This is a genomic window from Paenibacillus sp. MER 180 (genome assembly GCF_023713665.1).
Lineage (GTDB): Bacteria > Bacillota > Bacilli > Paenibacillales > Paenibacillaceae > Paenibacillus_B > Paenibacillus_B suaedae.
Genome location: NZ_JAMAVT010000001.1, coordinates 150,800 through 177,143, shown reverse-complemented (window position 1 = coordinate 177,143; position 26,344 = coordinate 150,800). Strand labels below are relative to the sequence as shown.

At 49.9% G+C, this 26,344-nt stretch carries 24 protein-coding genes and 1 riboswitch; of the genes, 23 read left to right on the top strand and 1 reads right to left on the bottom strand.

Annotated elements, in window-relative coordinates:
- The first annotated feature begins 13 nt into the window (after nt 1–13).
- The 12 genes from rocF (at nt 14) to M3661_RS00660 (ending at nt 14,288) form a co-directional block, all read left to right on the top strand.
- Entirely contained in the window at nt 14–952 is a 939-nt protein-coding gene (rocF, locus tag M3661_RS00715; protein ID WP_174809426.1) for an arginase, read from the top strand.
- A gap of 423 nt (nt 953–1,375) precedes the next feature.
- Nucleotides 1,376–2,038, top strand: coding sequence for an L-serine ammonia-lyase, iron-sulfur-dependent subunit beta (gene sdaAB, locus M3661_RS00710; RefSeq protein ID WP_065292965.1), 663 nt, complete (start codon nt 1,376–1,378; stop codon nt 2,036–2,038).
- Nucleotides 2,039–2,065: 27 nt separating this feature from the next.
- Nucleotides 2,066–2,956: an L-serine ammonia-lyase, iron-sulfur-dependent, subunit alpha gene (gene sdaAA, locus M3661_RS00705; protein WP_251481327.1), complete on the top strand. Its 891-nt coding sequence runs from the start codon at nt 2,066–2,068 to the stop codon at nt 2,954–2,956.
- A gap of 159 nt (nt 2,957–3,115) precedes the next feature.
- The gene (gene fni, locus M3661_RS00700; RefSeq protein ID WP_251481325.1) at nt 3,116–4,168 is read left to right on the top strand and encodes a type 2 isopentenyl-diphosphate Delta-isomerase; all 1,053 of its coding nucleotides are present in this window, start codon (nt 3,116–3,118) and stop codon (nt 4,166–4,168) included.
- 302 nt (nt 4,169–4,470) lie between these two features.
- On the top strand, nt 4,471–5,034 hold the full coding sequence (locus M3661_RS00695) for an ECF-type riboflavin transporter substrate-binding protein (RefSeq protein ID WP_021257200.1): 564 nt from the start codon (nt 4,471–4,473) through the stop codon (nt 5,032–5,034).
- A 38-nt stretch (nt 5,035–5,072) separates the two neighbouring features.
- Nucleotides 5,073–6,785: an ABC transporter ATP-binding protein gene (locus M3661_RS00690; RefSeq protein ID WP_251481323.1), complete on the top strand. Its 1,713-nt coding sequence runs from the start codon at nt 5,073–5,075 to the stop codon at nt 6,783–6,785.
- Nucleotides 6,778–7,605, top strand: coding sequence for an energy-coupling factor transporter transmembrane component T family protein (locus tag M3661_RS00685; RefSeq protein WP_065292961.1), 828 nt, complete (start codon nt 6,778–6,780; stop codon nt 7,603–7,605). The genes M3661_RS00690 and M3661_RS00685 overlap by 8 nt, the downstream gene beginning before the upstream one ends.
- Nucleotides 7,606–7,898: 293 nt before the next feature.
- A complete protein-coding gene (locus tag M3661_RS00680; protein WP_251481320.1) occupies nt 7,899–9,272 on the top strand; it encodes an ABC transporter substrate-binding protein in 1,374 nt (457 codons plus the stop codon).
- A gap of 118 nt (nt 9,273–9,390) precedes the next feature.
- Nucleotides 9,391–10,284: a carbohydrate ABC transporter permease gene (locus tag M3661_RS00675; protein WP_028533385.1), complete on the top strand. Its 894-nt coding sequence runs from the start codon at nt 9,391–9,393 to the stop codon at nt 10,282–10,284.
- A gap of 117 nt (nt 10,285–10,401) precedes the next feature.
- Nucleotides 10,402–11,205: a carbohydrate ABC transporter permease gene (locus tag M3661_RS00670; protein WP_251482094.1), complete on the top strand. Its 804-nt coding sequence runs from the start codon at nt 10,402–10,404 to the stop codon at nt 11,203–11,205.
- Between the two features lie 246 nt (nt 11,206–11,451).
- Nucleotides 11,452–12,804 carry a sodium-dependent transporter gene (locus M3661_RS00665; protein ID WP_065292959.1) on the top strand — a complete coding sequence of 451 codons (1,353 nt, stop codon included), beginning with the start codon at nt 11,452–11,454 and terminating at the stop codon, nt 12,802–12,804.
- 248 nt (nt 12,805–13,052) lie between these two features.
- The gene (locus tag M3661_RS00660) at nt 13,053–14,288 is read left to right on the top strand and encodes a hypothetical protein (protein WP_251481318.1); all 1,236 of its coding nucleotides are present in this window, start codon (nt 13,053–13,055) and stop codon (nt 14,286–14,288) included.
- A 104-nt stretch (nt 14,289–14,392) separates the two neighbouring features.
- Here M3661_RS00660 and M3661_RS00655 read toward each other — a convergent pair whose 3' ends face one another.
- Complete coding sequence (locus M3661_RS00655; protein ID WP_021257192.1) at nt 14,393–14,536, bottom strand: hypothetical protein; 144 nt, start codon at nt 14,534–14,536, stop codon at nt 14,393–14,395.
- A gap of 504 nt (nt 14,537–15,040) precedes the next feature.
- Here M3661_RS00655 and ychF point away from each other — a divergent pair.
- The 11 genes from ychF to upp all read left to right on the top strand — a co-directional run bounded on the left by ychF (nt 15,041) and on the right by upp (nt 26,309).
- Nucleotides 15,041–16,141: a redox-regulated ATPase YchF gene (gene ychF / locus M3661_RS00650; RefSeq protein WP_065292957.1), complete on the top strand. Its 1,101-nt coding sequence runs from the start codon at nt 15,041–15,043 to the stop codon at nt 16,139–16,141.
- A 207-nt stretch (nt 16,142–16,348) separates the two neighbouring features.
- Complete coding sequence (gene prfA, locus M3661_RS00645; protein WP_021257190.1) at nt 16,349–17,422, top strand: peptide chain release factor 1; 1,074 nt, start codon at nt 16,349–16,351, stop codon at nt 17,420–17,422.
- The gene (prmC, locus tag M3661_RS00640; RefSeq protein WP_251481316.1) at nt 17,419–18,372 is read left to right on the top strand and encodes a peptide chain release factor N(5)-glutamine methyltransferase; all 954 of its coding nucleotides are present in this window, start codon (nt 17,419–17,421) and stop codon (nt 18,370–18,372) included. Before prfA ends, prmC begins: the two co-directional genes overlap by 4 nt.
- A 232-nt stretch (nt 18,373–18,604) precedes the next feature.
- Entirely contained in the window at nt 18,605–19,369 is a 765-nt protein-coding gene (gene spoIIR, locus M3661_RS00635; RefSeq protein WP_251481314.1) for a stage II sporulation protein R, read from the top strand.
- Between the two features lie 252 nt (nt 19,370–19,621).
- Nucleotides 19,622–20,944 carry an L-threonylcarbamoyladenylate synthase gene (locus tag M3661_RS00630; protein WP_397376478.1) on the top strand — a complete coding sequence of 441 codons (1,323 nt, stop codon included), beginning with the start codon at nt 19,622–19,624 and terminating at the stop codon, nt 20,942–20,944.
- Nucleotides 20,945–21,065: 121 nt separating this feature from the next.
- Nucleotides 21,066–21,632, top strand: a complete 567-nt coding sequence (locus tag M3661_RS00625; protein WP_251481312.1) for a manganese efflux pump MntP — start codon at nt 21,066–21,068, stop codon at nt 21,630–21,632.
- Between the two features lie 101 nt (nt 21,633–21,733).
- Complete coding sequence (locus tag M3661_RS00620; protein WP_251481310.1) at nt 21,734–22,315, top strand: low molecular weight protein arginine phosphatase; 582 nt, start codon at nt 21,734–21,736, stop codon at nt 22,313–22,315.
- 121 nt (nt 22,316–22,436) lie between these two features.
- Nucleotides 22,437–22,517: riboswitch (ZMP/ZTP riboswitch) on the top strand.
- A gap of 184 nt (nt 22,518–22,701) precedes the next feature.
- Nucleotides 22,702–23,160: a ribose 5-phosphate isomerase B gene (gene rpiB, locus M3661_RS00615; RefSeq protein ID WP_065292953.1), complete on the top strand. Its 459-nt coding sequence runs from the start codon at nt 22,702–22,704 to the stop codon at nt 23,158–23,160.
- 76 nt (nt 23,161–23,236) lie between these two features.
- Complete coding sequence (locus tag M3661_RS00610; RefSeq protein ID WP_065292971.1) at nt 23,237–23,806, top strand: TIGR01440 family protein; 570 nt, start codon at nt 23,237–23,239, stop codon at nt 23,804–23,806.
- Nucleotides 23,807–23,957: 151 nt separating this feature from the next.
- On the top strand, nt 23,958–25,208 hold the full coding sequence (locus M3661_RS00605) for a serine hydroxymethyltransferase (RefSeq protein WP_044353147.1): 1,251 nt from the start codon (nt 23,958–23,960) through the stop codon (nt 25,206–25,208).
- 471 nt (nt 25,209–25,679) lie between these two features.
- Complete coding sequence (gene upp, locus M3661_RS00600; RefSeq protein ID WP_005544846.1) at nt 25,680–26,309, top strand: uracil phosphoribosyltransferase; 630 nt, start codon at nt 25,680–25,682, stop codon at nt 26,307–26,309.
- The last annotated feature ends 35 nt before the right edge of the window (nt 26,310–26,344 follow it).

Sequence of the window (26,344 nt, the reverse complement as noted above, 5' to 3'; positions counted from 1 at the left end):
GGGAGCGATCAGTATGACAGCACAGGACAGACAGATGAACATGCCATTATCTATTATTCAAGTACCATTCGGTCTAGGGGCAGGACGGCGTGGTGCGGAGTTGGGACCGGAATGCCTGATGCAGATTGGACTGGTGCGGCATCTCAATCAATTAGGGATTACTGTGGGCGAGGAACGCCGTGTGGGCTGTACGGCTGCCGCTGTACATTCGGAGGCAGCAGCAACCGCAGCCCCGGTACGCAAGGCCAAGTATGTTGATGAAGTCATTGCGATGAGCGACGCCTTGTCCGAGCAGGTACAGGCATCTATAGAGTCGGGACGCTTCCCTCTGGTGCTGGGCGGAGATCATAGTATCGCCATTGGAACCTTGGCAGGCCTGACACAGCAATATCAGCAATTAGGTGTGATCTGGTTCGATGCACATGCAGACTTGAATACAGAAGAGACTAGTCCGTCAGGCAATGTGCATGGAATGTCGCTGGCTGTGGCGCTGGGACGAGCAAGTTTGACCGAAGGTCAATGGAATTGGCCTGGCAAGTCGCTAAATCCGAAGAACATTGTGCTTGTTGGCTCCCGAGATTTAGATCCTGGCGAGCGCTCCTATATTCGTGAGCAAGGAATTGCATGTTTTACGATGCATGATATTGATCGCTATGGCATGCTGCATGTGATGAAGGAGGCCATCCGAATTGCCAGTGATGGCACAGACGGGGTTCATTTGAGTTTCGATGTAGATAGTGTGGATCCTGTTGAGGCTCCGGGAACGGGTACACCGGTACGGGGTGGGGTAAGCTATCGGGAAGCCCATCTTGCGCTCGAACTTCTGCATGAGTCTGGTATTGTGACTTCCGCTGAATTCGTCGAGGTGAATCCTTCGCTGGATACAGACAATCGCACGGCACGGCTCGCGCTGGAGTTGATTGGTACCCTGCTTGGAGATCGAATCCTGTAGGCTTCGACCCTATTGTTTTCGCATGACATGAACAGTTACACGATGGCATCCAAGTGAGGGCAGCATGTAGAGAAATTATCATAAACAAATTCGTGTCCACATTCTGATCCTTTGTTGTTCCGAAGCAGGGTTGTCATCCGGCGATAGCCCTGCTAGGATGAGTTTTGAATAAGCTGGTATTGGATGGTTTTAGCCGTAGAGAAAGCTGCCGTGATTGCGTACAATATAGAAGGTAGTGGAACCTAATCCTAGCACGGAATGATAACGACAGCATTGCAGCGCATTAGCAGATAGGTGAGAAGCAGGAGCGGATCTTATTGCATCTCAATCCTACGCTGTTCGTGCGCTAATAGCTATGTAATGATAGATCGTGACCAAGTGTGTGCATGATGAGAAGGGGATGTCGACGAAGGGGGAAGCGCGATGAAATATCGCAGTGTATTTGACATTATCGGACCAATCATGGTGGGGCCATCCAGCTCGCATACAGCGGGAGCAGCGAAGATTGGTAGATTGGCACGAAGTATTTTCGGCAGACAGCCGAAGCGGGTTCATATCTCCCTATACGGCTCATTCGCTGAGACTTACCGGGGGCATGCGACAGATGTTGCCATTGTTGCGGGTGTGCTCGATTACGATACGAACGATGCAAGATTGCCGGACTCATTGAAATATGCAGAAGAGGCAGGGATGGAGGTTATCATCACACCTGAGGAAGCTGTACCGGAGCATCCCAACACTGCCCGCATCCGGATGACGGACGAGCACGATGAGATGGAGGTTGCAGGAATTTCAATCGGTGGCGGGAAGGTTGAAATTACAGAACTTGACGGGTTCCGTCTGAAGCTCTCTGGACAGTGTCCTGCGATACTCGTTATGAACCATGACCGATATGGAGTCATTGCAGGTGTGACCAATATATTGAGCGGAGAACAGGTGAATATCGGTCATATGGAAGTAAGCCGCAAGGAGAAGGGGAAGATGGCGCTCATGGTCATTGAGACGGATGAGGCAATTGCCGAACCAATCCTTCAGCAAATTCGAGAGCTCCCTGGAGTAAATCGTGTGCTTCGAATGGAAGACTAAATACGATAGAAGGAAGGAGGAGCAGTTATGTTTCGCAATGTGGCAGAATTAATCGCAATTACTGAAGAACGACAGTGTAAAATCTCCGATGTGATGATTGAGCAGGAAATGGAAGTGCGTCAATGCTCGCGTGAGAAGGTGATCGAGCAGATGACGCGGAACTTGGATGTGATGGAGCAGGCAGTTGAGCGCGGCTTAGCAGGCGTTCGTTCCCATTCTGGGCTGACCGGCGGCGATGCGGTAAAGCTTCAACAATATATTCAATCTGGACAGTCCCTCTGTGGGGACACGCTGCTGGATGCCGTGAGCAAGGCGGTCGCAACGAATGAAGTCAATGCTGCGATGGGGCTTATCTGTGCCACGCCGACCGCGGGTTCGGCTGGAGTTGTTCCAGGAACCTTGTTCGCATTGAAGGACAAATTAAATCCTACCCGCGAGCAGATGGTAGAATTCTTGTTCACATCTGGTGCGTTCGGACTTGTCGTTGCGAACAATGCATCGATCAGCGGAGCAGCTGGCGGCTGTCAAGCAGAGGTCGGATCAGCAGCTGGGATGGCTGCGGCAGCAATTGCTGAATTGGCAGGGGGAAGCCCTAAGCAATCCGCGCATGCGATGGCAATTGCGCTGAAGAACATGCTGGGGCTTGTATGCGATCCTGTTGCAGGTCTCGTGGAAGTGCCGTGTGTGAAACGAAATGCCATGGGCGCAGCGATTGCCATGGTCGCAGCAGATATGGCACTGGCGGGTGTAGAGAGTGTCATCCCGTGCGATGAGGTGATTGAGGCGATGTTCCGCATTGGGCAGACGATGCCATCGACGATGCGGGAGACGGCGCGCGGAGGGCTTGCGGTTACGCCAACGGGAGAGCGATTGAAGCGGCAAATTTTCGGTGAGGAAGAATCGAAGGAAGAGGCTTAATCGGGGAGCTTAATCAAACAGCTTAATCGAATAGGCGCAAGACTTAGGGAAATCAGGAAGTAGTACAACAGCTGTGATTGAACAGGTGATGAAGTAAGTATGCAAACTGTAACTGACAAGCCATATACTGCACATACGATCAGGTAAGGAGGTGCGCCGATGCGGGAACGTCAGTCAGATTCGGCATCGTTGACCGAGCAGCGCAAGACAGAGCATATTCGAATATGTCTCGAACAACCAGTGAACGGAGTAGGGATAACAACAGGGCTGGAGCAATATCGCTTCGTCCATCAGGCACTGCCCGAAGTTGATTTTCGGGAGATCGAATTGAAGACAGAATGGCTTGGCAAGGAAGTTCGCACACCGCTGCTGATTAGCTCTATGACTGGAGGAAGCAGTCATGCGGCGCCAATCAATCGCAGGCTGGCTGTCGTGGCGGAAGCCCGGGGCTGGGCGATGGGTGTAGGCTCCGTACGCGCTGCGGTGGAGAATCCCGAGGTCGCGGGTACGTTCCGCATCCGCGACCTAGCCCCTACCATTCCGTTATACTCCAATATTGGTGCCGTTCAGCTTAATGTTGGGATGGGAATTGAGCAGTGCCGCCGTGCGGTAGAGCTCGTCGAGGCGGACGGGCTTATTTTGCATTTGAATGCGATGCAGGAAGTGTTCCAGCCGGAGGGGGATGTCAATTTCTCCGGTCTGCTTCGCCGTATCGAGCAGCTATGCCGCGAGTTGGACGTGCCGGTCGGCGTGAAAGAGGTTGGCTGGGGCATTGCGCCGGATACAGCGAAGCAGCTTGTGGAAGCAGGCGTAGCCTTCATCGATGTTGCAGGGGCGGGTGGAACCTCATGGAGCCAGGTTGAGAAACTGCGTGCTCGCGATGCTGTCATGCAGCGTGCCGCGGAGGCCTTTGCCGATTGGGGCATTCCGACCGCAGTCAGTGTGCAGCAGGTACGCAAAGCACTGCCGAATCAGCCTGTTATCGCGAGCGGCGGATTACATACAGGAGTCGATGCGGCCAAGTCGATTGCTCTTGGTGCCGACGTGGCTGGTTTCGGGCGCTCACTGCTTGCTGCAGCAGCAGATTCCGAAGAAGCGGTTGATCAGGTTCTGGCTCAGGTGGAAGCTGAGCTGCGGATTGCCATGTTCGGCATTGGGGTGCGTACGATACAAGAACTGCGTCATACCGAACGTTTGGTTCGGCTGCTGTAATCGTCACCGTGGATTGAATATCTGATCGGCATAATTCGGGATAAACGGAATAATATCGTTATATCTATTGCTTTTATAGATAAAATATATGGTTTCCTCCCAATAATCCCTAGTTTTCGGTGCAAAAGGCTAGAAAAACTCGGTTTTGGAAATAAAAACCTGTATCCATACTATGGAAAATCCTTTATATTATGATTGGAATCACAATCTAACGTTCGGATTTAATAAATCGTGATGAGGCCACCTCTCGAACGGGCGAGCGTCGATACCTATTTTGAGTGAGAAGGAAGGGTTGCATAAGGATGAAGCAATCAATTTTCGACTTTAACACCAAAACGGTAGTCGCCATCGGCATCGGGGCAGCATTGTACGGCTTGCTAAGCACAGTCACTATTCCGTTAGTGCCGCAGACCGGATTGCGTCCGGCAATTGCCATTCTGACCATCTTCGGTGCCATGTTTGGGCCGATCGTTGGATTTTTGAGTGGAGCCATCGGGCATATCATTACTGATTTGACTTGGGGCGGCGGAACAATCTGGTGGACATGGGTGCTCGGGTCGGCTATTTCCGGCTTTGGGATGGGACTTGTGTATTTGAATTCGTCATTCAACATTAAGGAAGGACGCTCCTCGAAGGGCAGCATTGTAGCATTGGCGATAACCGGATCGCTTGCGCTTGCTGTTGGCTTTGGTGTGTCCAGTATTTTAGATGTGTATTTGTTCGGAGAGCCGGCAGATAAGATGTGGGTACAGTTCACGGCTTCCACGCTGGCGAATATTGGCGTTCACTTGGTGCTTGGATTGTTGGCTGTGCTGGCACTGCTTCAAATGAATCGCAACAACTCGAATCTGCGAGTGCAGAAATAATGCAGCGCTCAAGTTTGAAGACAGGAGCTACAGATTCAATGAAAGAACCGCTTATCTCGTTTCGAGATTTTAGCTTTCAATACCGCAGTTTGTCCGAACCGACATTGCGAAATGTGAACCTGGATATTTACCCAGGAGAAAAAATATTAATTGCCGGCCCAAGCGGCTGCGGCAAATCGACTTTGGCCCATTGTATGAATGGGCTAATTCCTTTTACGTACAGTGGAACGATAACGGGAGAGTACACGCTTAAGGGGAAGCGTCCCTCAGAGCTTAGCATTTTTGAGATTAGCCGCAGCGTTGGGACGATTCTGCAGGATCAGGATGGACAGTTCATTGGTCTGTCGGTCGGGGAAGACGTAGCGTTCGCTTTTGAAAATGATTGCATGAAAACGGCGGATATGAAGCCTAAGGTAACGAAGGCATTGGAAGTCGTGGACATGCTTCCTTATATCGATCATAGTCCGCATGAACTGTCGGGCGGTCAGAAGCAGCGTGTGTCGCTGGCTGGTGTGCTGTCGATGGATGCGGATATTTTGCTGTTCGATGAGCCGCTTGCGAACCTGGATCCGGCAAGCGGCAAGCAGGCCATCGAGTTGATGGATCATATCCATAGCGAGACAAATAAGACGATTATTATTATTGAGCATCGGATTGAGGATGTACTGGAGCAGCATGTTGATCGCATTGTCCTCATGTCAGAAGGTCGTATTGTTCAGATTGGAACGCCCGATGAGATGCTGGCTTCTTCTATCATGCAGCAGCATGGATTAAGAGAGCCTTTATATGTCTCTGCGCTGAAATATGCTGGCTATGTATGCAAGCCTGAGGACAAGCCTTCTTCTCTACTTGCGATTAGCAACAATGATGAGGCAAGGGAATGCCTTTCCAATTGGGTCGCTGGGGAAGGGGATGCCACTCGCCAGACAGAACGGACTTCGATGCTGGAGATGGATAATGTTCGCTTCTCTTATGATGGCGAACGGGAAGTGATTCGGGGAGTATCGCTGACGATTGGTGCTGGCGAGCGAATTGCACTGCTCGGGAACAATGGCGCAGGCAAGTCCACGCTATCGCATTTGTTGACGGGAATAGCTGCGCCGACGGCGGGCACGATCAAGCTAAATGGGGAAGATATCCGCTCGTGGTCGATTCGAAAAAGGGGCGGACATATCGGCTATGTGATGCAGAACCCGAACCACATGATTACACAACCTATGATTCGTGAAGAAGTGGCCTTCGGACTGCGTATGCGAGGCATGAAGGAAGAAGAGGTCATGGCGCGCGTTGAGGAGACACTGCGTATATGCGGTCTATACGGATATCGGGAATGGCCGGTATCTGCGCTCAGTTATGGTCAGAAGAAGCGGGTGACCATTGCTTCGATTTTAGCCATGAAGCCGAGTCTTATGATTCTGGACGAGCCGACAGCAGGTCAAGATCATAAGCACTATACGGAGTTTATGAGTTTTATTTCTGAGCTGGCGAACAGCGGCATGTCCTTCCTGTTCATTACCCATGATATGCACTTAGCTTTGGAATATACGGAGCGTGCAGCTGTATTATGCAATGGGGAACTGATTGCAATTGGCGATACCGCTCATGTGCTGACCCATATGGAGGCGATTGAACGAGCCAATGTGAAGGAGACTTCACTTGGCACGCTTGCCCGTCTGACTGGCGTGTGCGAGCCGGAGGCGCTTGTGCGTAAATTCATCGACCACGAGAAGCGGGTGAAGCATCATGAGTAAGTCAGGTATGCTCTATATTGAACGGGATACGCTGTTCCATCGTATGGATGGAGCAGCGAAGATGCTTGTGCTGGCTGTGTGGACCGTAATCGTATTTTTATTTCAGGATTTACGAATTTTCGTGCCCCTGTTTGGGATTGGTCTTGTCCTTCTTATCAATGCGCAGTTGCCATGGAAGCGAATTCGGCTGCTCGTCTGGCTGATGATCGTATTTAATATATTCAATTCTTTATTCAGTTTATTAATTACACCGGCTTATGGCAGTACATTGACAGGTACGACTACTGTGCTTCTCGATATGGGCTACAACGTATTAACGCTGGAGACTGTTATCTATGTATTTACATTGTCCATGAAGTATATGTCTCTTATGCCGATAACCGTCTTGTTCATCTATACGACGCATCCGACACGGATGGCGAGCAGCTTGAATCGAATCGGCATTCCTTACAAAATCGCCTATGCGTTCAGTATCGCATTCCGCTATATTCCAGATTTGCAGGCGGAATTCCGGCATATCTCGAATGCCATGCAGGCGCGTGGACTTGGATTCGGCAAGGGCGAGGGCACGATTGTGCAGCGGCTTAAGCATTTTGTATCCATCACGACACCGCTCGTACTCTCCTCGCTGCATCGCATTGAGACGATATCCAATGCAATGGATTTGCGCGGCTTCGGGAAGCATTCGAAGCGTACGTGGTTCTCGTCGACGAAATGGCATCGTGAGGATTATATCGTGGTCATCGTCAGCATACTCGTGCTTGCTGCAGCGATTATATGGCGAGTGCAAGGGTTCGGGACATTTTGGTATCCATTTTAACGAATTCGTAACGAAGGAATCGTAATGTATATACACCCTCTTGGGTTCCTCTAGGATAGAGCATGCATGATGCTGTGCATGACTATTTGGGACACCCGGGAGGGTGTTTTCTTTTTTTGATACCGGATCATGGAATCAATAGAATCGTAGGAATCTACTTGAGAATCTATCATTAACAAAACATTTATATGGAATTAACACTCTCTTGCTAGAGCAAGGTTATGGTATGAAAGGGTGGTGTGAGACATACCATCTCAATAAGGACGATATTGAAAAAGGGGAGAACACGGGATATGCAAATGCGCTCTAAGTGGATGCTACTTCTGTTTATGTGCTTTACGCTGCTGGTCGGCTGTGGCCAGTCAGGGACAGCAGGAGGAACACAGACGCCAGAGAAAGGTACGACGCAGGAGGGGGCGACAACAGCTCCAGCCGATAACGCAACCACATCGAAGGATGAGAATGTGGAGTTAACATTCTATTTTCCTATCGCAGTTGGTGGTCCACTGACGAAAGTGGTTGAGGGTATGACGGCGAAGTTCACCGCGAAGCACCCGAACATCACAGTGAAGCCAGTTTATACAGGCAGCTATGCAGATACGACGACGAAGATTCAGGCTGGCATCCAAGCCAAGCAGCCGCCGGATGTAGCGGTTATGCTGTCTACGGAACTGTTCAGCATGCTGGATACGAACGCAATCCTTCCGCTTGATGACTTTATCGCGAAGGAAGGCAACGGTTTCCTTGATGATTTCTACCCGGCTTTCATGGCGAACTCGCAAGTTGAGAACAAGACATACAGTATCCCTTTCCAACGCAGTACTATCGTTCTTTATTACAACAAGGATGCTTTCAAAGAAGTTGGCCTAAACCCGGATCAACCGCCGAAGACTTGGGCTGAGCTTACAGAATATGCAACGAAGCTGAAAAAAGACGGTCGCCAAGGCATCGAGGTGCCAGGATCCGGATTTGCTTATTGGATGTTCCAACTGTTCTCCCTGCAGAACATGGCTGATCCAAAAGGCAACCTCATGTCCCAAGACGGCAAGAAAGTATTCTTCGATACACCAGAGAATGTAGAAGCATTGCAGTATTGGCAAGACCTGTCGAAGAAGCATAAGGTAATGCCGGAAGGTATTGTAGAATGGGCAACGGTTCCTACAGACTTCTTAGAGCAGAAGACTGCTATGATGATTCATACTACGGGCAACCTGACGAATGTGAAGAATAACGCTAAATTCGACTTCGGTGTTGCATTCCTGCCGATGAACAAGCAGTACGGTTCACCTACAGGCGGCGGCAACTTGTATATCTTCAAGGACATCGATTCGAAGAAACAAGCAGCAGCCTGGGAATTCATCAAGTTCATGACAGAGCCGGAGCAAGCTGCTCAATGGAGTATTGATACGGGCTATGTTGGCGTTCGCAAGTCAGCGTACGACACAGATGTGATGAAGAAATATGCAGCTGAGTTCCCGCAAGCAGTTGTTGCACGTGATCAATTGGAGCACGCCTACGCGGAATTGTCTACGCACAACAATGGTAAAGTCTCCAAAGCATTGACGGATCAAGTGCAAGCGGTGCTGACAGGCACGACGGATCCGGCATCTGCATTGAAGAAGGCGCAGGAAGAGGCTGATCGCGCACTGAAGCCGTTCAACAAGTAATACACGCTCAGATGCAATCGCATGCCTTATGTGCGTGCTGTATCGGCAGGGCTTAGGCCCTGCCGATTTATATACATCATGAACTTACTAGAATTCATTGGAGAAGGAGGTCAGGATGATGACCGCCAAATGGAAAGAACGTCTATCCCGCAATACATTGGCATGGGCGCTGCTGCTCCCGTCCCTGTTGTTCCTCATGCTCTTCACCTATTATCCAATGCTGAAGACAGCCTGGCTCAGTATGTATCAATCCGACCTGGCTACACCAGAGCCGATATTTGTAGGGCTTGATAATTTTACCGCACTGTTCCAAGACCCTGTATTCCAGAAAGTATTCAGCAATAATATATGGTTTGCGATTGGCACAGTGCCTACTTCCATGGCGCTTGCTTTCATTATGGCGCTGTTCGCTGATAAGGCACTAGCGGGACGTTCATTCTCTCGTGTGGCATTTTTCTATCCGAATATGATTCCAATGATCGCGGTAGCGAATATTTGGCTGTTTATATACACACCTCAGTATGGTTTGTTGGCTCAACTGGCGAAGTGGGTTGGACAGTCGGCGGACATGAATATGTTGGGGCATCCCGATACGGTCATGTGGGCTATGATCGTCATGATGATCTGGAAGGAAGCAGGATACTTCATGATCTTCTACTTGGCCGGACTTCAGAATATTCCGAAGGACTTATATGAATCGGCCTCGGTAGACGGCATTGGTACTTGGAAGGTAACGACACGGATTACAATCCCATTGACGATGCCTACTACGCTGTTTGTAGCAGTTGTAGCGCTGACGAATGCATTCAAGCTTGTGGATCATTTGTGGATTATGACCAAGGGCGGTCCAGACAATGCGAGCAGCCTGCTTCTGTATCACATTTATGACACAGCCTTCAGCTTCTACGATCAAGGAATGGCGGCGACCATGACTGTCATTATGATCGCACTGCTCTTGGTACTATCATCACTACAATTTTTCGGCTGGGATCGCAAGATCCATTATCAATAAAGGAGGCGCCTTATGGACAAATCAGTTGGGATCAACACAGAATTTAGTACAGGCGCCGTAGGCCGTAGGCCGCCTTTATCGGATCGAGCCTTGAAGATCGAACGGACGAAGCGACGGATGAAGCAGTGGCTCTGGCATGCGATTATGCTCGTGGTCAGCATCGTATGGTTTGTGCCGCTCATCTGGATGTTATGGACGGCGTTCCGTCCCAAGGATGCGGGCATGAATTCATTCTGGTCATGGGAGTGGACGTTAGCTAACTTTGCAAAGGTATGGGAAGGTGCTCCATTTGCCCAGTATTATTTGAACACCTTCACGATTGCAGGAGGAGTGCTGCTTGCGCAGCTTCTCAGCCTAACACTGGCTGCTTACGCATTTGCACGCCTGCGCTTCTTCGGGAAAGACGCTGTATTTATGCTGTTCTTGGTACAACTTATGGTACCAGCGGATGTTCTTATTTTCTCGAACTACCATGTATTGAAGGAGTTTGGTTTGCTAGATACGAAGCTGGGCATCATGCTGCCGTACTTCGCATCAGCGTTCGGGATATTTCTGCTCCGCCAGACATTTAAGCAGCTGCCGCTTGAATTGGAAGAAGCAGCGATGGTGGAAGGCTGCTCTCGCCTGGGCATTTTGTGGCGCATCTTCGTGCCGTTGTCTGCCCCTGTATATATCTCATTTGCGGTTGTATCTGTTAGCTATCAGTGGAATAACTTCCTGTGGCCGCTGATTGTGACGAACTCCGTAGAGAATCGTCCGCTTACCGTAGGGCTTGCTATGTTTGCTCAGTCTTTCGAGACGGGGGCGCAGTGGGCAGAAGTAAGTGCGGCAACATTGCTTGTTGTAGGGCCGCTGATTCTTGGATTTTTGCTGTTCCAGCGCAAATTTATTAGCAGCTTCATGCACTCAGGAATTAAGTAAGAGCCACTCTTGGCTGCACGGATGTGAATAGCTCGATCTAAGGCGCTCTTTGGCTGCTCACACAGCACAAGGGGTGCCTTTTTTCATATGGATGCTGCATGGAGATTGCTATGCTTGAGGTAGGCTGGAGGATTTGAGAAATATTACATTCGATTCGGAGCGCATTTTTGAATAAAATGGAGTTTATCTCAGTCCTTGGGGCACCCTAGAAAATACAGCAGGAAAGAAGGAGTGGCATACCCATTTATGTCAAATAAGCAATCACAGCAGGATCCTCAGAAGGGAAATAAGTCGGAGCAATTCAGCTCTGCAGGATTTATATTGGCCGCTATCGGGAGTTCAGTCGGGCTGGGCAACATGTGGAAGTTCCCATACGTTACGGGGCAAAATGGAGGAGGAGCATTCTTCCTATTATTCATCGCCTGTCTCTTAATTGTTGGCTTGCCAGTATTGCTTGGCGAACTGGCTGTTGGACGTGGCGGACGCGGTGACGCAGTCTCTGCTTTCACCACTTTATCACGCAAAAGAGGATGGGGCGTACTGGGCTTCATCGCCGTATTGGCTGCCTTCCTGATTATGACGTATTACAGCACGATTGCGGGATGGACGCTCCATTATGCATTTGAGTCGGTATCCGGAATCTTGTTCCAAAGCGGCGATTATGCGGAACACTTCAAGGTCTTTACCGGAGGGATGATGCCGATTGTCTGGCAGATCGTCGTGTTTGCCTTAACCGGATTCATCATTGCCAGAGGGATATCTGGTGGTATTGAGAAGTTCAATAAGATTGTTATTCCAGGCCTGCTCATCATTCTATTGGTTATGATGGTGCGTACGCTTACGCTGGACGGCGCTGCTGAAGGAATCTCTTATTTCCTGAAGCCTGACTTCTCACAATTGACCTTCCATTCCGCACTGATGGCATTGGGGCTTGCATTTTTCTCCTTGTCGCTTGGTATGGGGGCCATGCTGACGTATGGTGCATACGTAGACAAGCATCAATCGCTGCCACTAGCAACTATTGCAGTAGGAGCGGGTGATTTAATCTATGCGCTTATTGCAGGGTTGATCATCTTCCCAACGATATTTACATTTGGAATTGAACCGGATTCAGGGCCGGGACTTGTTTTCGTTGCTCTCCCTGCAGCATTCGCCTCGATGCCTTATGGGGCATTGTTCGGCGGCTTGTTCTTCTTGCTCCTGGCAATTGCTGCAGTTACGTCTTGTTTGGCTCTTGCGGAAGTGCCTGTAGCCTATATCATGCGCCGCTACAACTTGGGGCGCGGCAAGGCAACCTTTTATGTGATTGCTGCCATGTACATCATCGGTCTTCCGTGCACGCTGGCAGCAGGAGGGGTTCTTGAGGGAGCGACGCTGGGCGGCCGTAACTTCTTCCAATGGATAGATTTCCTGACCTCGAATGTAATGCTGCCACTGGGCGGTTTGTTCGTAACGCTGCTTGTCGGATACGCATGGAAGCAGTCCGGAGAAGAGACGGGTCTCCCTCCCGTATGGAGAAGTATATGGCTGTTCACGATGCGCATTATAGCTCCTGTGCTCATAATATTGATTTTCTTGTCGTCGATCGGCTTGGTTTAAATTGGAGATGCCGAACAACGCCCCAGATGGCTGGATGAGCCTTCCGGGGCGTTGTTTTGTATTGCCTATTCATCTAAAGGGGGAGAATGTCATGCTACTTATCATTCACCAATCAGTGATGATTTGAATCATCTTTGAATATGATTTCTTAACACACACTTGCACGGCTGCGGGCTGTTTCGGCTATTGTATTCTTTTTTTCGACATATTTCGATAAAACCATTCCAAAGTTGACATGAGATGATATAATGGAAATTAAAACCACAGCCCCTGTAACTCGGGCGGCTTATGGAGGCGTAGAGAAAATGGGCTTGGCTAATGGGGCAGGATCGGTATATTCGTTCGGCTCAGAAGACAATGTGCCGGAATTGCTCTGTGTCATGGAGAACGGATCGATGGAGCAATCGGCGGAGGCGGCTCAAGCATTATTCGAGCAGTTGTGCATGGAGCATGGTGTCCATGAAGCAACTAGTGCGCTAATCGAGCCGCTCTTGGATATTTTGACCGTACGATATAAGTCGGTTGCGAAGGCATCCATCTTGAATGGGATTGCGCAAGTACTGCGAACGGTGATAGACAGCCATCTCCCATTTGGGGTGACACCCTCTCGATATCGACATGCTGATGATGCGGAGACTAGAGATATTGCCTCTCAGGTGGAGCAGAGCTGGCTTCACGTACTTCGCGAGCGCTATGCAGATTGGACGTCTCTCATTCACGAAGATGATCGAACAGCAGTGCAGGTGATTTATGTGCTGCATTTGCTCCAATGGACAGATGAGGCTGTTGAGGATACGCTGCAGGAGGCTTCCTTCCATGGCCTTACAGCACGTGTGCGACTTAATGGCTTGCTTGCTTTGGCAGATTATCGGCACCGTATCGGTAAGCCATTCAACCCATCCATAGCGTTCGGACAGCATCAAGACGATGAGCTTCACGAAGCGATTCGCGCTGTATGCGTAGCTGTTACCGCTCCTGAGTCACTCGGTCTTCTGGAGATGAGCAAGCTCATATCGGGGTGTACGCTGCCTCGTATGGATCGCATTCAGTTTCCGTGGGCGGACGGCGCTATTGCGTCGGTATGTGCGCAAGCTGCATGTCGCTCCTTAAGTAAGGGGACAACCTTGGACGAACGAGCTGCTTTTTGGAAAGAAGCACTGGAGAAGACGATATCTGCTCATCAGCGCCGCTCACGGCAGGTAGTATGGGAGATAGGTGAGTCAACGGTTCAGTGGGATGAGGAGTGGCTGCAATGGAACTGGAACAGCCCGATGCTTGTCGCAGATGGGATGCTGTATTCTTTATTCCAGACGCCAGGTCAAGACGGTAGCGTTATGCAGAAGCAGGAAGATGGAACGGTATCGATCCATCCTGCAGCTGCACGTGTCATTAAGGTATGCTTGCAAAATCAAGTCGATATGCCGAATGCAGAACGCTACGGAGCGGGTATGACGATTCGTTCGCTGTATCGATTCATCACATAAGAGAACCCTTGCTAGGTTAAGCCTACCTTCGGTGAAACAGGTAGATCGATTGGACAAGTTATGATGTGAATACACAATTGGACATTGAAGCTGGCAAGACGGAACTAGTCCGTCTTTTTCTTTTTCTCGGAGAAAGGTGTTACGGATTTTGCTCCTTCAATAGTGTCATTTACGAACGCCATATCTTGATTTTTCGCTTTCATTGCCGTAGTGCCTTTATAATTGCCACGATGCGATTTATTCTCCATAGTTGTACCCCTCACTTTACTCAAAAATGATGAAAATTGAATATTGGATCCAGCTACAGCAATAGTATGTTCGGTGCACAGTCTCCTTATCCGAGGAGAGCCAAGGCAAGGTAAAGGAAACGGTTGACATAGATAAATATCAGACAACGCTACCTCCAAAAAAATTAATATCTGGCTGCAAGTGGATGGATACGTACTTGGCTTCAGACAAGCAGCTCTTGAGTAAGGATTTATTATTCCGAACAATAAAAATTGCTAAGATCGCAGAAGTCTTTAGTGCTTTTCTGCTCTCCTGAAGTGAGCAAAAGTTGACAATACGGAAAAAATCTAGTCGATGACTAGGTTTTTTTTGCGTTGTTGGTTATAATGGTTAAGGAATTTTTGCGTGTTTTTTACACGCATCTTAACGATACATGAAACATAATTGATAGACTAGGTTTATAGTAAGGTAATGTTCGAAACAATGGTTATTCAAATATACGGTCTAAGGAGTTGTACTTATAAATGGCATTAAAAGCAGGTATTGTTGGGCTGCCTAACGTCGGCAAATCGACGTTGTTCAATGCGATTACACAAGCAGGGGCTGAATCGGCGAACTATCCGTTCTGTACGATCGATCCGAATGTCGGCGTGGTTGAGGTTCCAGATGAGCGCTTGGATAAGCTGACGGAGCTGGTTGTTCCGAACCGTACAGTTCCAACAGCGTTTGAATTTGTTGATATTGCCGGCCTGGTACGTGGTGCGAGCAAGGGCGAAGGGCTTGGGAACAAGTTCTTGGCTCACATTCGTGAAGTAGATGCAATCGTACACGTTGTGCGCTGCTTCGAAGACGAAAATATTACGCATGTTGACGGAAAGGTTGACCCAGTTAGCGATATTCAAACGATCAATTTGGAGCTCGTTCTGGCGGATTTGGAATCGGTTGAGAAGCGTCTTGATCGCACAAAGAAGAACATGAAGAGCGGCGACAAGAAGTATGCGGCAGAGGCTGCTGTATTGGAGCGCTTGAAAGAGGCGTTGTACGATGATAAGCCAGCACGCAGCTTGGAACTGAGCGACGAAGAAAAGGTGCTTGTACGCGACATGCACTTGCTCACGATGAAGCCAGTATTGTATGCGGCGAACGTAAGCGAAGATGGCGTAAAGGATGCGGATAGCAATCCATATGTACAGCAGGTACGTGACTTTGCCGCAGCTGAGAATGCGGAAGTTGTGCCGATTAGCGCAAAGGTAGAAGCAGAAATTGCTGAGCTTGAGGGCGAAGATAAGGAAATGTTCCTTGAAGAGCTTGGACTGGATGAGTCCGGTCTGAACCGCTTGATTAAGGCTGCCTATCGCTTGCTTGGTCTGTATACGTACTTTACTGCTGGTGTACAAGAAGTACGCGCTTGGACGATTCGCAAAGGGATGAAGGCCCCGCAAGCGGCAGGTGTTATCCACTCCGACTTCGAGCGCGGCTTCATTCGTGCCGAAGTGGTCTCTTATAATGATCTAGTTGCTGGCGGTTCTATGAATGCGGTGAAGGAACAGGGTAAGCTAAGATTGGAAGGTAAGGAATACGTTGTTCAAGACGGCGATGTTATGCATTTCCGCTTCAACGTATAGCGCTTCTGCTTCTTCGCTTGCTTAGCTAATGCAGTGAGATCATCTTCGCATTGTAATGTAGGTTGAGCGAGGGAATGGTTGTGGAAATGGTTATGGTGGAATGCCGTAATCATTCATTATATTGAAGCACGAACCATGATTGCGCAAATCAAGGTTCATGAATATACGTGGTAGTATCGAATTGGAGAAGAGAGGTGAGCGTGTATGATGTTAGATAGACTGCAATCCCTTGCGGATCGCTATGAGAAGTTGAGTGAATTGCTATGTGACCCGGATGTGGCGAACGAGCCGAAGAAGCTTCGTGAGTATTCGAAGGAGCAATCCGATCTGCAGCCAGCTTATGAAGCATTTATGGAATTTAAAAATGTACTTAGCGAACTGGATGCGGCGAAGGTAATGATGCAAGAGAAGCTTGACGATGAGATGCGCGAAATGGTGAAGATGGAAATCGAGGAACTGAGTGCGCGTCAAACGGAACTTGAGGAACGTATTCGTATTTTGCTGCTGCCGAAGGATCCGAATGATGACAAGAACGTGATCGTGGAAATTCGCGGTGCGGCAGGCGGTGATGAAGCTGCGCTCTTCGCTGCTGATTTATACCGCATGTACACGCGCTATGCGGATTCACAAGGATGGCGTACAGAGCTGATGGAAGCGAACATGAGCGATCTGGGCGGATTCAAAGAAGTTATCTTCTCGGTATCCGGTAAGGGTGCTTACAGCAAGCTGAAGTATGAGAGCGGCGCGCACCGCGTTCAACGCATACCGGCAACTGAATCAGGCGGACGTATTCATACGTCAACTTCGACTGTAGCTGTAATGCCAGAGGTAGATGAAGTAGAAGTCGAGATCTTCGATAAAGATATTCGTGTTGATACATTCTGCTCTTCTGGCGCGGGCGGCCAGTCCGTCAACACAACGAAGTCGGCGGTACGTGTTACACATATTCCGACAGGGATCATGGCTACGTGTCAGGACGGGAAGTCTCAGAACGATAATAAGGCGAAGGCATTGCAAGTCTTGCGTGCCCGCATCTATGAAATTAAGCGGCAAGAGGAAGAAGCCAAGTACGCTGGCGAGCGCAAGAGTAAGGTCGGAACGGGTGATCGCAGTGAACGGATTCGGACGTACAACTATCCGCAGAGCCGTGTGACAGATCATCGTATCGGCTTGACTCTGCATAAGCTTGATCAAATTATGAACGGCGATGTGGAGGAACTCATCCAAACGCTTACGCTGACTGAACAAGCAGAGCTGCTGGAAAGGGAGAATCAAGCATGAGTGAGCCTTGCGGACGGAATGAGGAGCGTGGTCAGCTAAATGCGGCAGACAGAGCTCCATATCGCCTCGCATGGCCTGCAACAATAAGAGAAGCCTGGGTACAGGCTTCTTCTTTTTTAGCAGAGAATGGAGTCGATGATGCTGCACATCATGCCGAACTGCTGCTGCGGCATGTGCTGGGTATGGAGCGAGTCGCTTACTTAGTTGCATTGACAGAGCTGATGCCTGAAGATGCAATCCATGCTTTTGAATCGGCAGTGACACGGCGATCTGCGGGTGAGCCGACCCAATATATTATTGGGGATGCTTACTTCTATGGTTTGCCGTTCGAAGTGACGTCGGATGTGCTTATCCCAAGACCGGAGACAGAGCTCCTCGTGGAGGCGATACTGACTGAAGCTGACCGGATCTGGTCGCAAGATGAACCACTTCATGTTGTGGATATTGGTACCGGCAGCGGTGCAATTGCTTGTACATTGGCACATGAGCGTCCACATTGGCATATCACGGCTGGCGATATCTCGCCAGGGGCGCTTGCTGTCGCGAAGCGAAATGCGGAGCGGCTTGGCGTTGCAGAGCGGATGTCGTGGAAACAGGGGGATCTGCTGGCGCCGTTCGCTGGTAGTGAATTGGACATTCTCGTATCCAATCCACCTTATATTCCGGCTGGTGATATCGCGGATCTGATGCGTGAGGTGCGCGACTATGAGCCGCGTACGGCACTGGATGGTGGAGCGGATGGTTTGGAGCCGTATCGACGGCTTGTCACCATGCTGTCCGAGCTTGGCAAGGCTCCTCGAATGATTGGCTTTGAAGTGGGTCAAGGACAAGCGCAAGATGTGGCGGCAATGCTCGCGCAAGCTGGTTATGATGAGAAGCTGATCATTGTGCCTGACCTGGCTGGTATTGAGCGCCATGTGATTGGTGTTCGAGGCTTAGGAGAAATTTAACTCTATAAGGACTGTTCCATGACGCAGAACATATCTGCGACTAGGACAGTCCTTTTTTATGCATTAAAAAGTGGGGTATCGGTTCATAGGCCGCATGATAACCACCAGTTTCACCTAAGACTCTGACGAATCTATCTATCAAAAAAAACATTATTGATAGGTTTAAGGATCCTGCTCGCGGACATACTGATAGACAAGAGGCGCGCCCAACCTCACAAGGAGCAGGATGAACATGAACTTACGCGTGTTCGTACTCGGTCTCGCGATTGCCGTACTGGCAGCGGGAGCTTTGATGCGTTGGGAAAATGGCCATGCGGAGGCCATTGATAATCAAAATATTCAGAAGCAAAAGATAGAGAAGCAGGATCATATTCCTGAGGATGCGATTCGGCTGCGAATATTGGCCAACTCAGACGTTGATAACGATCAGCGTGTGAAGCGCATGGTTCGGGATCGGATTGTGGAGCAGATTAACGGCTGGCTTAAGACAGAAAAGAAGCCGGATACTCGTGAAAAGGCACGCGAGCTGATAGCAGGGCATTTGGACGAACTGAAGCAGACGGCAGAGCAAGTGTTAAACGAAAAAGGACTGGCGTATGGAGTCAAGGTGAAGCTTGGAGAAGTATCCTTCCCGGCCAAGTGGTATGGAGGCGAAGTATATCCTGCCGGGATGTATGAAGCATTGCTCGTTACATTAGGCGAGGGAAGCGGACAGAATTGGTGGTGTGTCCTGTTCCCGCCGCTCTGCTTCGTCGATGGGAGTACGGCTCAAGCACAAGCTGGTGATGCGAAGTCCAAGTCAGCTGCGCCATCTAAGAGTGGAGAACAAGACAAGGGCGCTCTATCAGCTGAGGGAGATGCTCAGGCTGCAGACGGGAAGGCTCAAGCCCATGCCGCGATGGAATCGGGCGAGACAGAAGTGAAGTTCTTCCTGTGGGAGGCTCTAGAGGCATTGTTTCGTTTGATTGGTTCCATTTTCAGTGCAATATTTGGGTAATCTAATCGAGTAGTTGTATGCACTAGGTGTGCCTTCCACTCGTCTGGACGTGTTGCCGCCATTATGGTACAACTAAAATAAGCAACAGTTATTTATAGATTTGAATTAAGTACGAATACGTGTGAAACTTCAATTTATGAAGATGCCGAAGCTCCTTTGGCATCTTTCTTGCGTTGCTTCCGCCTTTTCTTTTTTTTAGTGTCGATGTCGACATCGGGGCGGGAGAGCATACACTCTATATCGAAGTAAGGGATGTACTCAATGAATACTCGACATGAACGGGAACAGAAGGACAGCGCGACTGCCGTGACGGAAGGAAGCGCTCAACGTTTGCACACGAAGTGGTGGTCGGTAGACGAACATATGCCGCTCGAAAAGCAGCATGGAATAACAGAGGGGGCGGCAATTCTAGCTGCCGGCGGCACCGTTGCCTTTCCAACGGAGACGGTATATGGGCTTGGCGCGGATGCCCGTGATACGAAGGCAGTTGAACGTATATTTGCTGCCAAGGGGCGTCCATCCGACAACCCGCTAATCGTTCATATTGCTGAACGGAATCAGCTTGATGAGCTTGTCCTGCCTTATAGTGATATCGCTGCTCGTCTTATGGAACGCTTTTGGCCGGGTCCGTTGACGATCGTGCTGCCAGTGCGAATGGGGGCTGTATCCCCTCGCGTGACGGCGGGACTGGATACGGTTGGTGTACGGATGCCGGGTCACGATACAGCTTTGGCTCTTATACGTGCTTCTGGATGTCCCGTGGCAGCTCCAAGCGCCAACCGTTCAGGACGTCCTAGTCCGACGCGTGCGGAGCATGTACGGGAGGATTTGGACGGTCTTATCGACGGTATTGTCGATGGCGGTGCGACAGGCGTAGGGGTAGAGTCTACTGTTGTAGAATTAATAGGCAGTCGTGTGCATGTCCTCCGCCCGGGTGGGATAACAACAGCGATGCTGCAAGAGGTGGCCTCCGAGGTAACGATTGATCCAGCGGTCGATCCCAATGGGGGAATGATCCATGCGCAGGTTCCACAAACTCCAGAATCTGCGCTGGGGGATCGAGATTCCTTGTCTACGCCGCTGGTGAACAAGGAAGCAGATCCTTCGGCAGCAGCGAGCGGCATGATTAGCGATGAGTCGGTATCTCCTCAAGCTGCTTCGGGGCATATGGGGCAAGCGAAAGACATCCAGATGAACGCGCCTCGCTCACCTGGAATGAAATATACCCATTATGCTCCCCAAGGTCAGCTGCATATCGTGCAAGGGAAGTCTGCGGAACAAGTGACCGAATGCATGAAGCGTATGTTGCATGAAGCGCAGCAGCGTGGGGAGACAACGGGTGTACTTGCCTTCACAGAGCATGCAGAACAATACCGAGCTGATATTGTAGCAACGATTGGCAGTGTGCATGCATTAGAAGAGGCAGCTGCACTGTTATATGACGCACTGCGGCATTTCGATGAAGCGGGCGCAACTTATATACTGGCAGAAGCTTGCACTACAGAAGGCATCGGTCTTGCAGTGATGAACCGTATGATGAAGGCTGCAGGTCATCGTATCATTTGGTGTGAATGAACCTTGTTTGGGTAATGTAGCTTATAAGAGACAAGCCTTGTTATCTCCTTGCTGCCTGTCATGAAACTATCCTTGTCCGCATACGTTGGATACAGACGCTATGGGACGAGGAGTGGGGGCAATGTGGGAAACGGCAGCACCAATCGGCCAATGGATCACGATTTTTTTGATGGCGGCAGCATTGGGCTCAGATGCCTTTTCACTGTGTCTAGGTATCGGTATGAGAGGGGTACGGCGAAGAGATGCAGTTCGCATTAGCGGAGTTATCGCATTGTTCCATGTACTGATGCCGCTGGCGGGTGTTGCAACAGGCATGTATATGAGCTTGCTGCTCGGTGAAGTAACCACATGGGCAGCGGGAGGCCTTCTTATTATGCTAGGGGGGCATATGATATACAGCTCATTGAAGGGTGAATCCTCGCAAATGATTAATACTTCAACGGTATGGGGGATGCTGCTGTTCGCACTCAGTGTGAGTGTAGACTCCTTTTCCGTTGGAATATCGCTCGGCATGTTCGGCTCTGATTGGTTGATGACGATCATTGCCTTTGGATTGTTCGGCGGTGCGATGTCGATCTTTGGCTTACTGCTTGGCCACCACGCAGGCAAGCATTTCGGTGAGTACGGGGAGGCTGCAGGTGGGGCGATCCTGCTTACCTTTGGGGTATTGTTTTTACTGCCTTTCTAAGCTTTCTAAGCTTTGGAGCGAATTCAAAGCAAGCAGGAATGAGATTGATGAAGATGCGCGACCCTATAGATAGGTTTCATGGTATGAAGGGAGGGGGTCATATGATACGCATTTTATTTGTATGTACAGGCAATACATGCCGAAGTCCAATCGCAGAGGCTATGCTGAAGCATATGGCAGAGGAACGCGGCTTGGACATTCATGTTCAGTCAGCAGGTGTAGCAGCATGGGACGGCACACCGATGTCACAGCACGCTTCCACTGTACTGGAGGAGCAGAATATTGCCAATCATCGAGATTTTCGATCGGCTGCACTGGATGAAGAGCGTGTGCATTGGGCAGATCTTATATTGACATTGACGACTAGCCACAAGCGTCATGTGCTTCAACAGTTCCCGGGTGCAACGAGCAAGACATTTGCGCTTAAGGAATATGTGAGCAATCCGGATTCAGAGCAGGAGCAATATCAACAGCTGCAATCATTGGCTGCGGATCTTCAATTGAAGCTTGCTATGGGACAAGCTCCAACGGAAGACGAGCTGGTACAGCTTGCTGAATTGCAGCGGCTTATGCCGAATCAGGATGTGGCAGACCCGTATGGCGGTTCTTTGGAGCAGTATCGGATGACAGCGGCGGAGATTCAGGCTGCGCTGACTAGGTTGCTTGATAAGCTTCGGCCATAGACGGTTTAAGTGTTGGGTTTATGGCACTGCCAAATGCAGCAGTAGGATGCTGTGTATGAATGGGCAGGAAAATAACGGTTGCAATTGGTTGCGACATCCATTATGATCGTTCTATATGGAGAGGATCCGATGTAACTGGCGACGGAAGTGGGGAACCACGGTGGAGCATCGGAGCATACGGCCGGTCGCCTGGGCAGAAGAGCAGTGTACGGATAGAGAGCCGTGCTATGCTCTTTTTTTCAATCAATGAGACATGTTACACTGGGAGTAACGTGCAATTGGCTCGTCTAATTTGCGGGAAATTCGTTATAATAGACCCGTAGCATACCGAGCATGGTAACATGGACGGAGAGCACAATTGAAGACAACGGATGGAGGGTACGACAATGAAAATTGCCATTGGTGCAGACCATGCTGGCGTACGACTTAAGGAAGGGATTGTACAAGTCATCAAGGAGCTCGGTCATGACGTCGTTGATGTAGGCTGTGATTGTACAACATCAGTAGATTATCCGGATTATGCGGTACCTGTTGCAGAGATGGTTGCCTCAGGCGAAGCAGATCGAGGCGTGCTCATATGTGGTACCGGGATTGGGATGTCCATCGCAGCGAATAAGGTGCCAGGCGTCCGCTGTGGGCTTGTTCATGATTTATTCTCTGCTAAGGCAACGAGAGAGCATAATGATACGAATGTACTTGCTATGGGCGAGCGTGTCATTGGACCTGGGCTTGCTGAAGAGATTGTACGCGTATGGCTGGGTACAGAATTCAGCCAAGGAGAGCGCCATATCGGACGTCTTCGCAAAGTCGCAGACGTAGAACATAAATATCACTCGCAAGCGTAGCGAGTGGAGGTGAATGGGCAGTATGAATGAGATCGAGAAGAACGAACATCAAGGTCCAGCATCGTCATTCTTGAAAATGGGGCAGGTTCGCGAGCAGGCAGAGGCAGCTGCACATGCCCTCGTTCGCGAGGCAGGGCTCAAGCCTGGGCAGCTAGTCGTCATTGGCTGCAGTACAAGCGAGGTAGCAGGTGCGCGCATTGGAACTTCGGGCGCAACGGATACCGCACAGGCGATATTTGCCGGTCTCGACGTGCTCCGCTCAAGCTATGGCCTCGAGATTGCATTCCAATGCTGTGAGCATTTGAACCGCGCACTTGTCGTTGAACGCCACACATTGGAGCGGCTCCGGCTGGTGGAAGTATCGGCAGTTCCGGTACGGAAGGCGGGAGGCTCGATGGCCGCTTATGCGTATCGCCAGCTGACTGATGCTTGTCTCGCAGAAGAGATATGTGCCCATGCTGGCATCGATATCGGCGAGACGCTTATTGGCATGCATTTGCGCCGGGTAGCTGTTCCTCTGCGTACAGAAGTACGATATATTGGCAAGGCGCGTGTCAATATGGCGAAGACGCGGCCGAAGCTTATAGGTGGGGAGCGGGCAGTCTATCAGCTTCCAACTGAGGATGGATTGTCTTCATGTGAATAGGAGCAGCGCTTGAATGTCGGCTGTTCACAATTATTTGCAGTGGAGCGGGTGAACCGCTGCTGCACTTATATTACCGCTACGATAGAACCTTAACGCAGATGCGTTGTCATACATTGCAATAAGGGAATGAAAATGTGGGAGGGCTATGCCAATGGTAGATCATTTACGACAAGCAGATCCTGAAGTGTTGAAAGCAATGGACTTGGAGTTGCAGCGTCAGCGCAACAATATCGAGCTGATTGCTTCTGAAAACATCGTCAGTGAGGCGGTTATGGAAGCGATGGGGACGGTTCTGACGAACAAATACGCGGAAGGTTATCCAGGCAAACGCTACTATGGCGGCTGCGAGCATGTGGATATTGTTGAGGATATTGCCCGCAACCGTGCGAAGGAACTCTTCGGCGCTGAGCATGTTAATGTACAGCCGCACTCCGGTGCGCAAGCGAACATGGCTGTGTACTTGGCAGCATTGAAGCCAGGAGATACCGTGCTTGGCATGGATTTGGCGCATGGTGGACACTTGACTCACGGAAGCCCTGTGAATGCATCTGGTTTGCTGTACAACTTTGTGGCTTACGGTGTGGAAGAAGATACGTTCCGTATTGATTATGATAAAGTGCGCAAGGCAGCATTTAAGCATCGTCCGAAAATGATCGTGGCAGGCGCAAGCGCTTATCCACGTATTATCGATTTTGAAGCACTCGGCCAAATTGCGAACGATGTAGGCGCTCTGTTCATGGTAGACATGGCGCATATCGCAGGATTGGTTGCCGCAGGACTTCATCCAAGCCCAGTACCGCACGCTCATTTCGTTACGACGACAACACATAAGACACTGCGCGGTCCGCGCGGAGGTATGATTATGTGCCGTCAAGCTTGGGCACAAGCGATCGACAAGGCTGTATTCCCAGGCACACAAGGCGGCCCGCTTATGCATGTGGTGGCTTCTAAGGCTGTTGCATTGGGCGAAGCACTGCAGCCATCGTTCAAGCAGTATGCTGAGCAAGTGATCAAGAACGCGCAAGTATTGGCAAGTACGCTGGTTGAGGAAGGTTTGAGTATTGTATCTGGCGGTACAGACAACCATCTGATGCTGATTGATACGCGCAATATCAATATCACGGGTAAAGATGCGGAGAAAGTATTGGATTCCGTTGGCATTACCGTGAACAAGAACGCCATTCCATTCGATCCGACAAGCCCGTTCATAACGAGCGGTATTCGTATCGGAACACCAGCGGCGACATCCCGAGGCATGGATGAAGCAGCAATGCGCGTTATTGGCCAAGTCATTGCTATGACATTGAAGCAGCCACAGGATGAGGCTGTATTAAACAAAGCACGCGGTATGGTCAGCGATCTGACAGCTCAGTTCCCGTTGTACTCTACATTGAAATATTAATTAGGTGGAAGACACGCCCTTTTGGCGGGTAGGACTCTTTTATTGCATATTTAATTGACAGAGCAGGTAATCACTCTTGAAGATGATCACCTGCTCTTTTTTGCGTAAATAGGCAGGGAGAACTCTCGATTTCAGTACAGGATGCCTAGGTAGTGTGCGAGAGCCTCAGCAGAGTAGAATCTCGACAATTTCCGATGTTTGCTGCATGACCATGTATAAGCTGTCTTCAACATGCTTAGAAATAGTACAGTGTGATCCTTTTGCACCGAGTTGTCGGAAATGTGAAAAATACCTCAAAAGTGCCTGCAAAACGTGCAGTGATAGGCTCGGAATGTTATAATAGAGCCTGTTTAGCTTAGATGAAGCCGGATAAGCTTGGCATGTACGGCTGTTCAAAGTAGGAATATCAGTTCAAATCATCACGTATTGAGATTAAAAGCAACGAGAGTAAAAGGCGGAGGGACACGAAATATGGGTAAACTGGTCATTTGCGATCATCCACTGATTCAACACAAATTGACATTGATTCGAGACAAAAAGACAACGACGAAGGACTTCCGCGAGCTCGTGGACGAAGTAGCAACTTTGATGGCGTATGAGATTACACGTGAACTGCCATTGCAAACGGTGACAGTCGAAACGCCAGTTGCCGAAACAGAGAGCAAAATGATCGCTGGCCGCATGCTGGGACTAATCCCTATTTTGCGTGCTGGACTAGGTATGGTAGAAGGCGTTGTAAAGCTGATTCCAGGTGCGAAGATCGGACATGTGGGCTTGTTCCGCGATCCTGAGACGCTTCAACCGGTTGAGTACTATACGAAGCTTCCTACAGACGTGACTGAGCGTCAATTGATCGTTATTGATCCAATGCTTGCTACAGGCGGATCGGCGATTGCGGCTATTGATGTGCTGAAGAAGCGCAGCTGCACGCAAATTAAATTGATGTGTCTCATTGCAGCGCCGGAAGGTGTCAAGGCTGTTCAAGAAGCACATCCGGACATCGACATTTATTTGGCGGCATTGGACGAGCGTCTGGACGATCACGGCTATATTGTTCCAGGTTTGGGTGACGCCGGCGACCGCTTGTTCGGCACAAAGTAGAAGAATTCGCTTTTGATCACGAAGCAACTCAAGAG

Bases quoted from the DNA above. Each gene is read 5' to 3' on its own strand.
- rocF (WP_174809426.1), top strand. From the start codon at position 14: ATGACAGCACAGGACAGACAGATGAACATGCCATTATCTATTATTCAA.
- sdaAB (WP_065292965.1), top strand. From the start codon at position 1,376: ATGAAATATCGCAGTGTATTTGACATTATCGGACCAATCATGGTGGGG.
- sdaAA (WP_251481327.1), top strand. From the start codon at position 2,066: ATGTTTCGCAATGTGGCAGAATTAATCGCAATTACTGAAGAACGACAG.
- fni (WP_251481325.1), top strand. From the start codon at position 3,116: ATGCGGGAACGTCAGTCAGATTCGGCATCGTTGACCGAGCAGCGCAAG.
- M3661_RS00695 (WP_021257200.1), top strand. From the start codon at position 4,471: ATGAAGCAATCAATTTTCGACTTTAACACCAAAACGGTAGTCGCCATC.
- M3661_RS00690 (WP_251481323.1), top strand. From the start codon at position 5,073: ATGAAAGAACCGCTTATCTCGTTTCGAGATTTTAGCTTTCAATACCGC.
- M3661_RS00685 (WP_065292961.1), top strand. From the start codon at position 6,778: ATGAGTAAGTCAGGTATGCTCTATATTGAACGGGATACGCTGTTCCAT.
- M3661_RS00680 (WP_251481320.1), top strand. From the start codon at position 7,899: ATGCAAATGCGCTCTAAGTGGATGCTACTTCTGTTTATGTGCTTTACG.
- M3661_RS00675 (WP_028533385.1), top strand. From the start codon at position 9,391: ATGACCGCCAAATGGAAAGAACGTCTATCCCGCAATACATTGGCATGG.
- M3661_RS00670 (WP_251482094.1), top strand. From the start codon at position 10,402: ATGAAGCAGTGGCTCTGGCATGCGATTATGCTCGTGGTCAGCATCGTA.
- M3661_RS00665 (WP_065292959.1), top strand. From the start codon at position 11,452: ATGTCAAATAAGCAATCACAGCAGGATCCTCAGAAGGGAAATAAGTCG.
- M3661_RS00660 (WP_251481318.1), top strand. From the start codon at position 13,053: ATGGAAATTAAAACCACAGCCCCTGTAACTCGGGCGGCTTATGGAGGC.
- M3661_RS00655 (WP_021257192.1), bottom strand. From the start codon at position 14,536: ATGGAGAATAAATCGCATCGTGGCAATTATAAAGGCACTACGGCAATG.
- ychF (WP_065292957.1), top strand. From the start codon at position 15,041: ATGGCATTAAAAGCAGGTATTGTTGGGCTGCCTAACGTCGGCAAATCG.
- prfA (WP_021257190.1), top strand. From the start codon at position 16,349: ATGTTAGATAGACTGCAATCCCTTGCGGATCGCTATGAGAAGTTGAGT.
- prmC (WP_251481316.1), top strand. From the start codon at position 17,419: ATGAGTGAGCCTTGCGGACGGAATGAGGAGCGTGGTCAGCTAAATGCG.
- spoIIR (WP_251481314.1), top strand. From the start codon at position 18,605: ATGAACTTACGCGTGTTCGTACTCGGTCTCGCGATTGCCGTACTGGCA.
- M3661_RS00630 (WP_397376478.1), top strand. From the start codon at position 19,622: ATGTACTCAATGAATACTCGACATGAACGGGAACAGAAGGACAGCGCG.
- M3661_RS00625 (WP_251481312.1), top strand. From the start codon at position 21,066: ATGTGGGAAACGGCAGCACCAATCGGCCAATGGATCACGATTTTTTTG.
- M3661_RS00620 (WP_251481310.1), top strand. From the start codon at position 21,734: ATGATACGCATTTTATTTGTATGTACAGGCAATACATGCCGAAGTCCA.
- rpiB (WP_065292953.1), top strand. From the start codon at position 22,702: ATGAAAATTGCCATTGGTGCAGACCATGCTGGCGTACGACTTAAGGAA.
- M3661_RS00610 (WP_065292971.1), top strand. From the start codon at position 23,237: ATGGGGCAGGTTCGCGAGCAGGCAGAGGCAGCTGCACATGCCCTCGTT.
- M3661_RS00605 (WP_044353147.1), top strand. From the start codon at position 23,958: ATGGTAGATCATTTACGACAAGCAGATCCTGAAGTGTTGAAAGCAATG.
- upp (WP_005544846.1), top strand. From the start codon at position 25,680: ATGGGTAAACTGGTCATTTGCGATCATCCACTGATTCAACACAAATTG.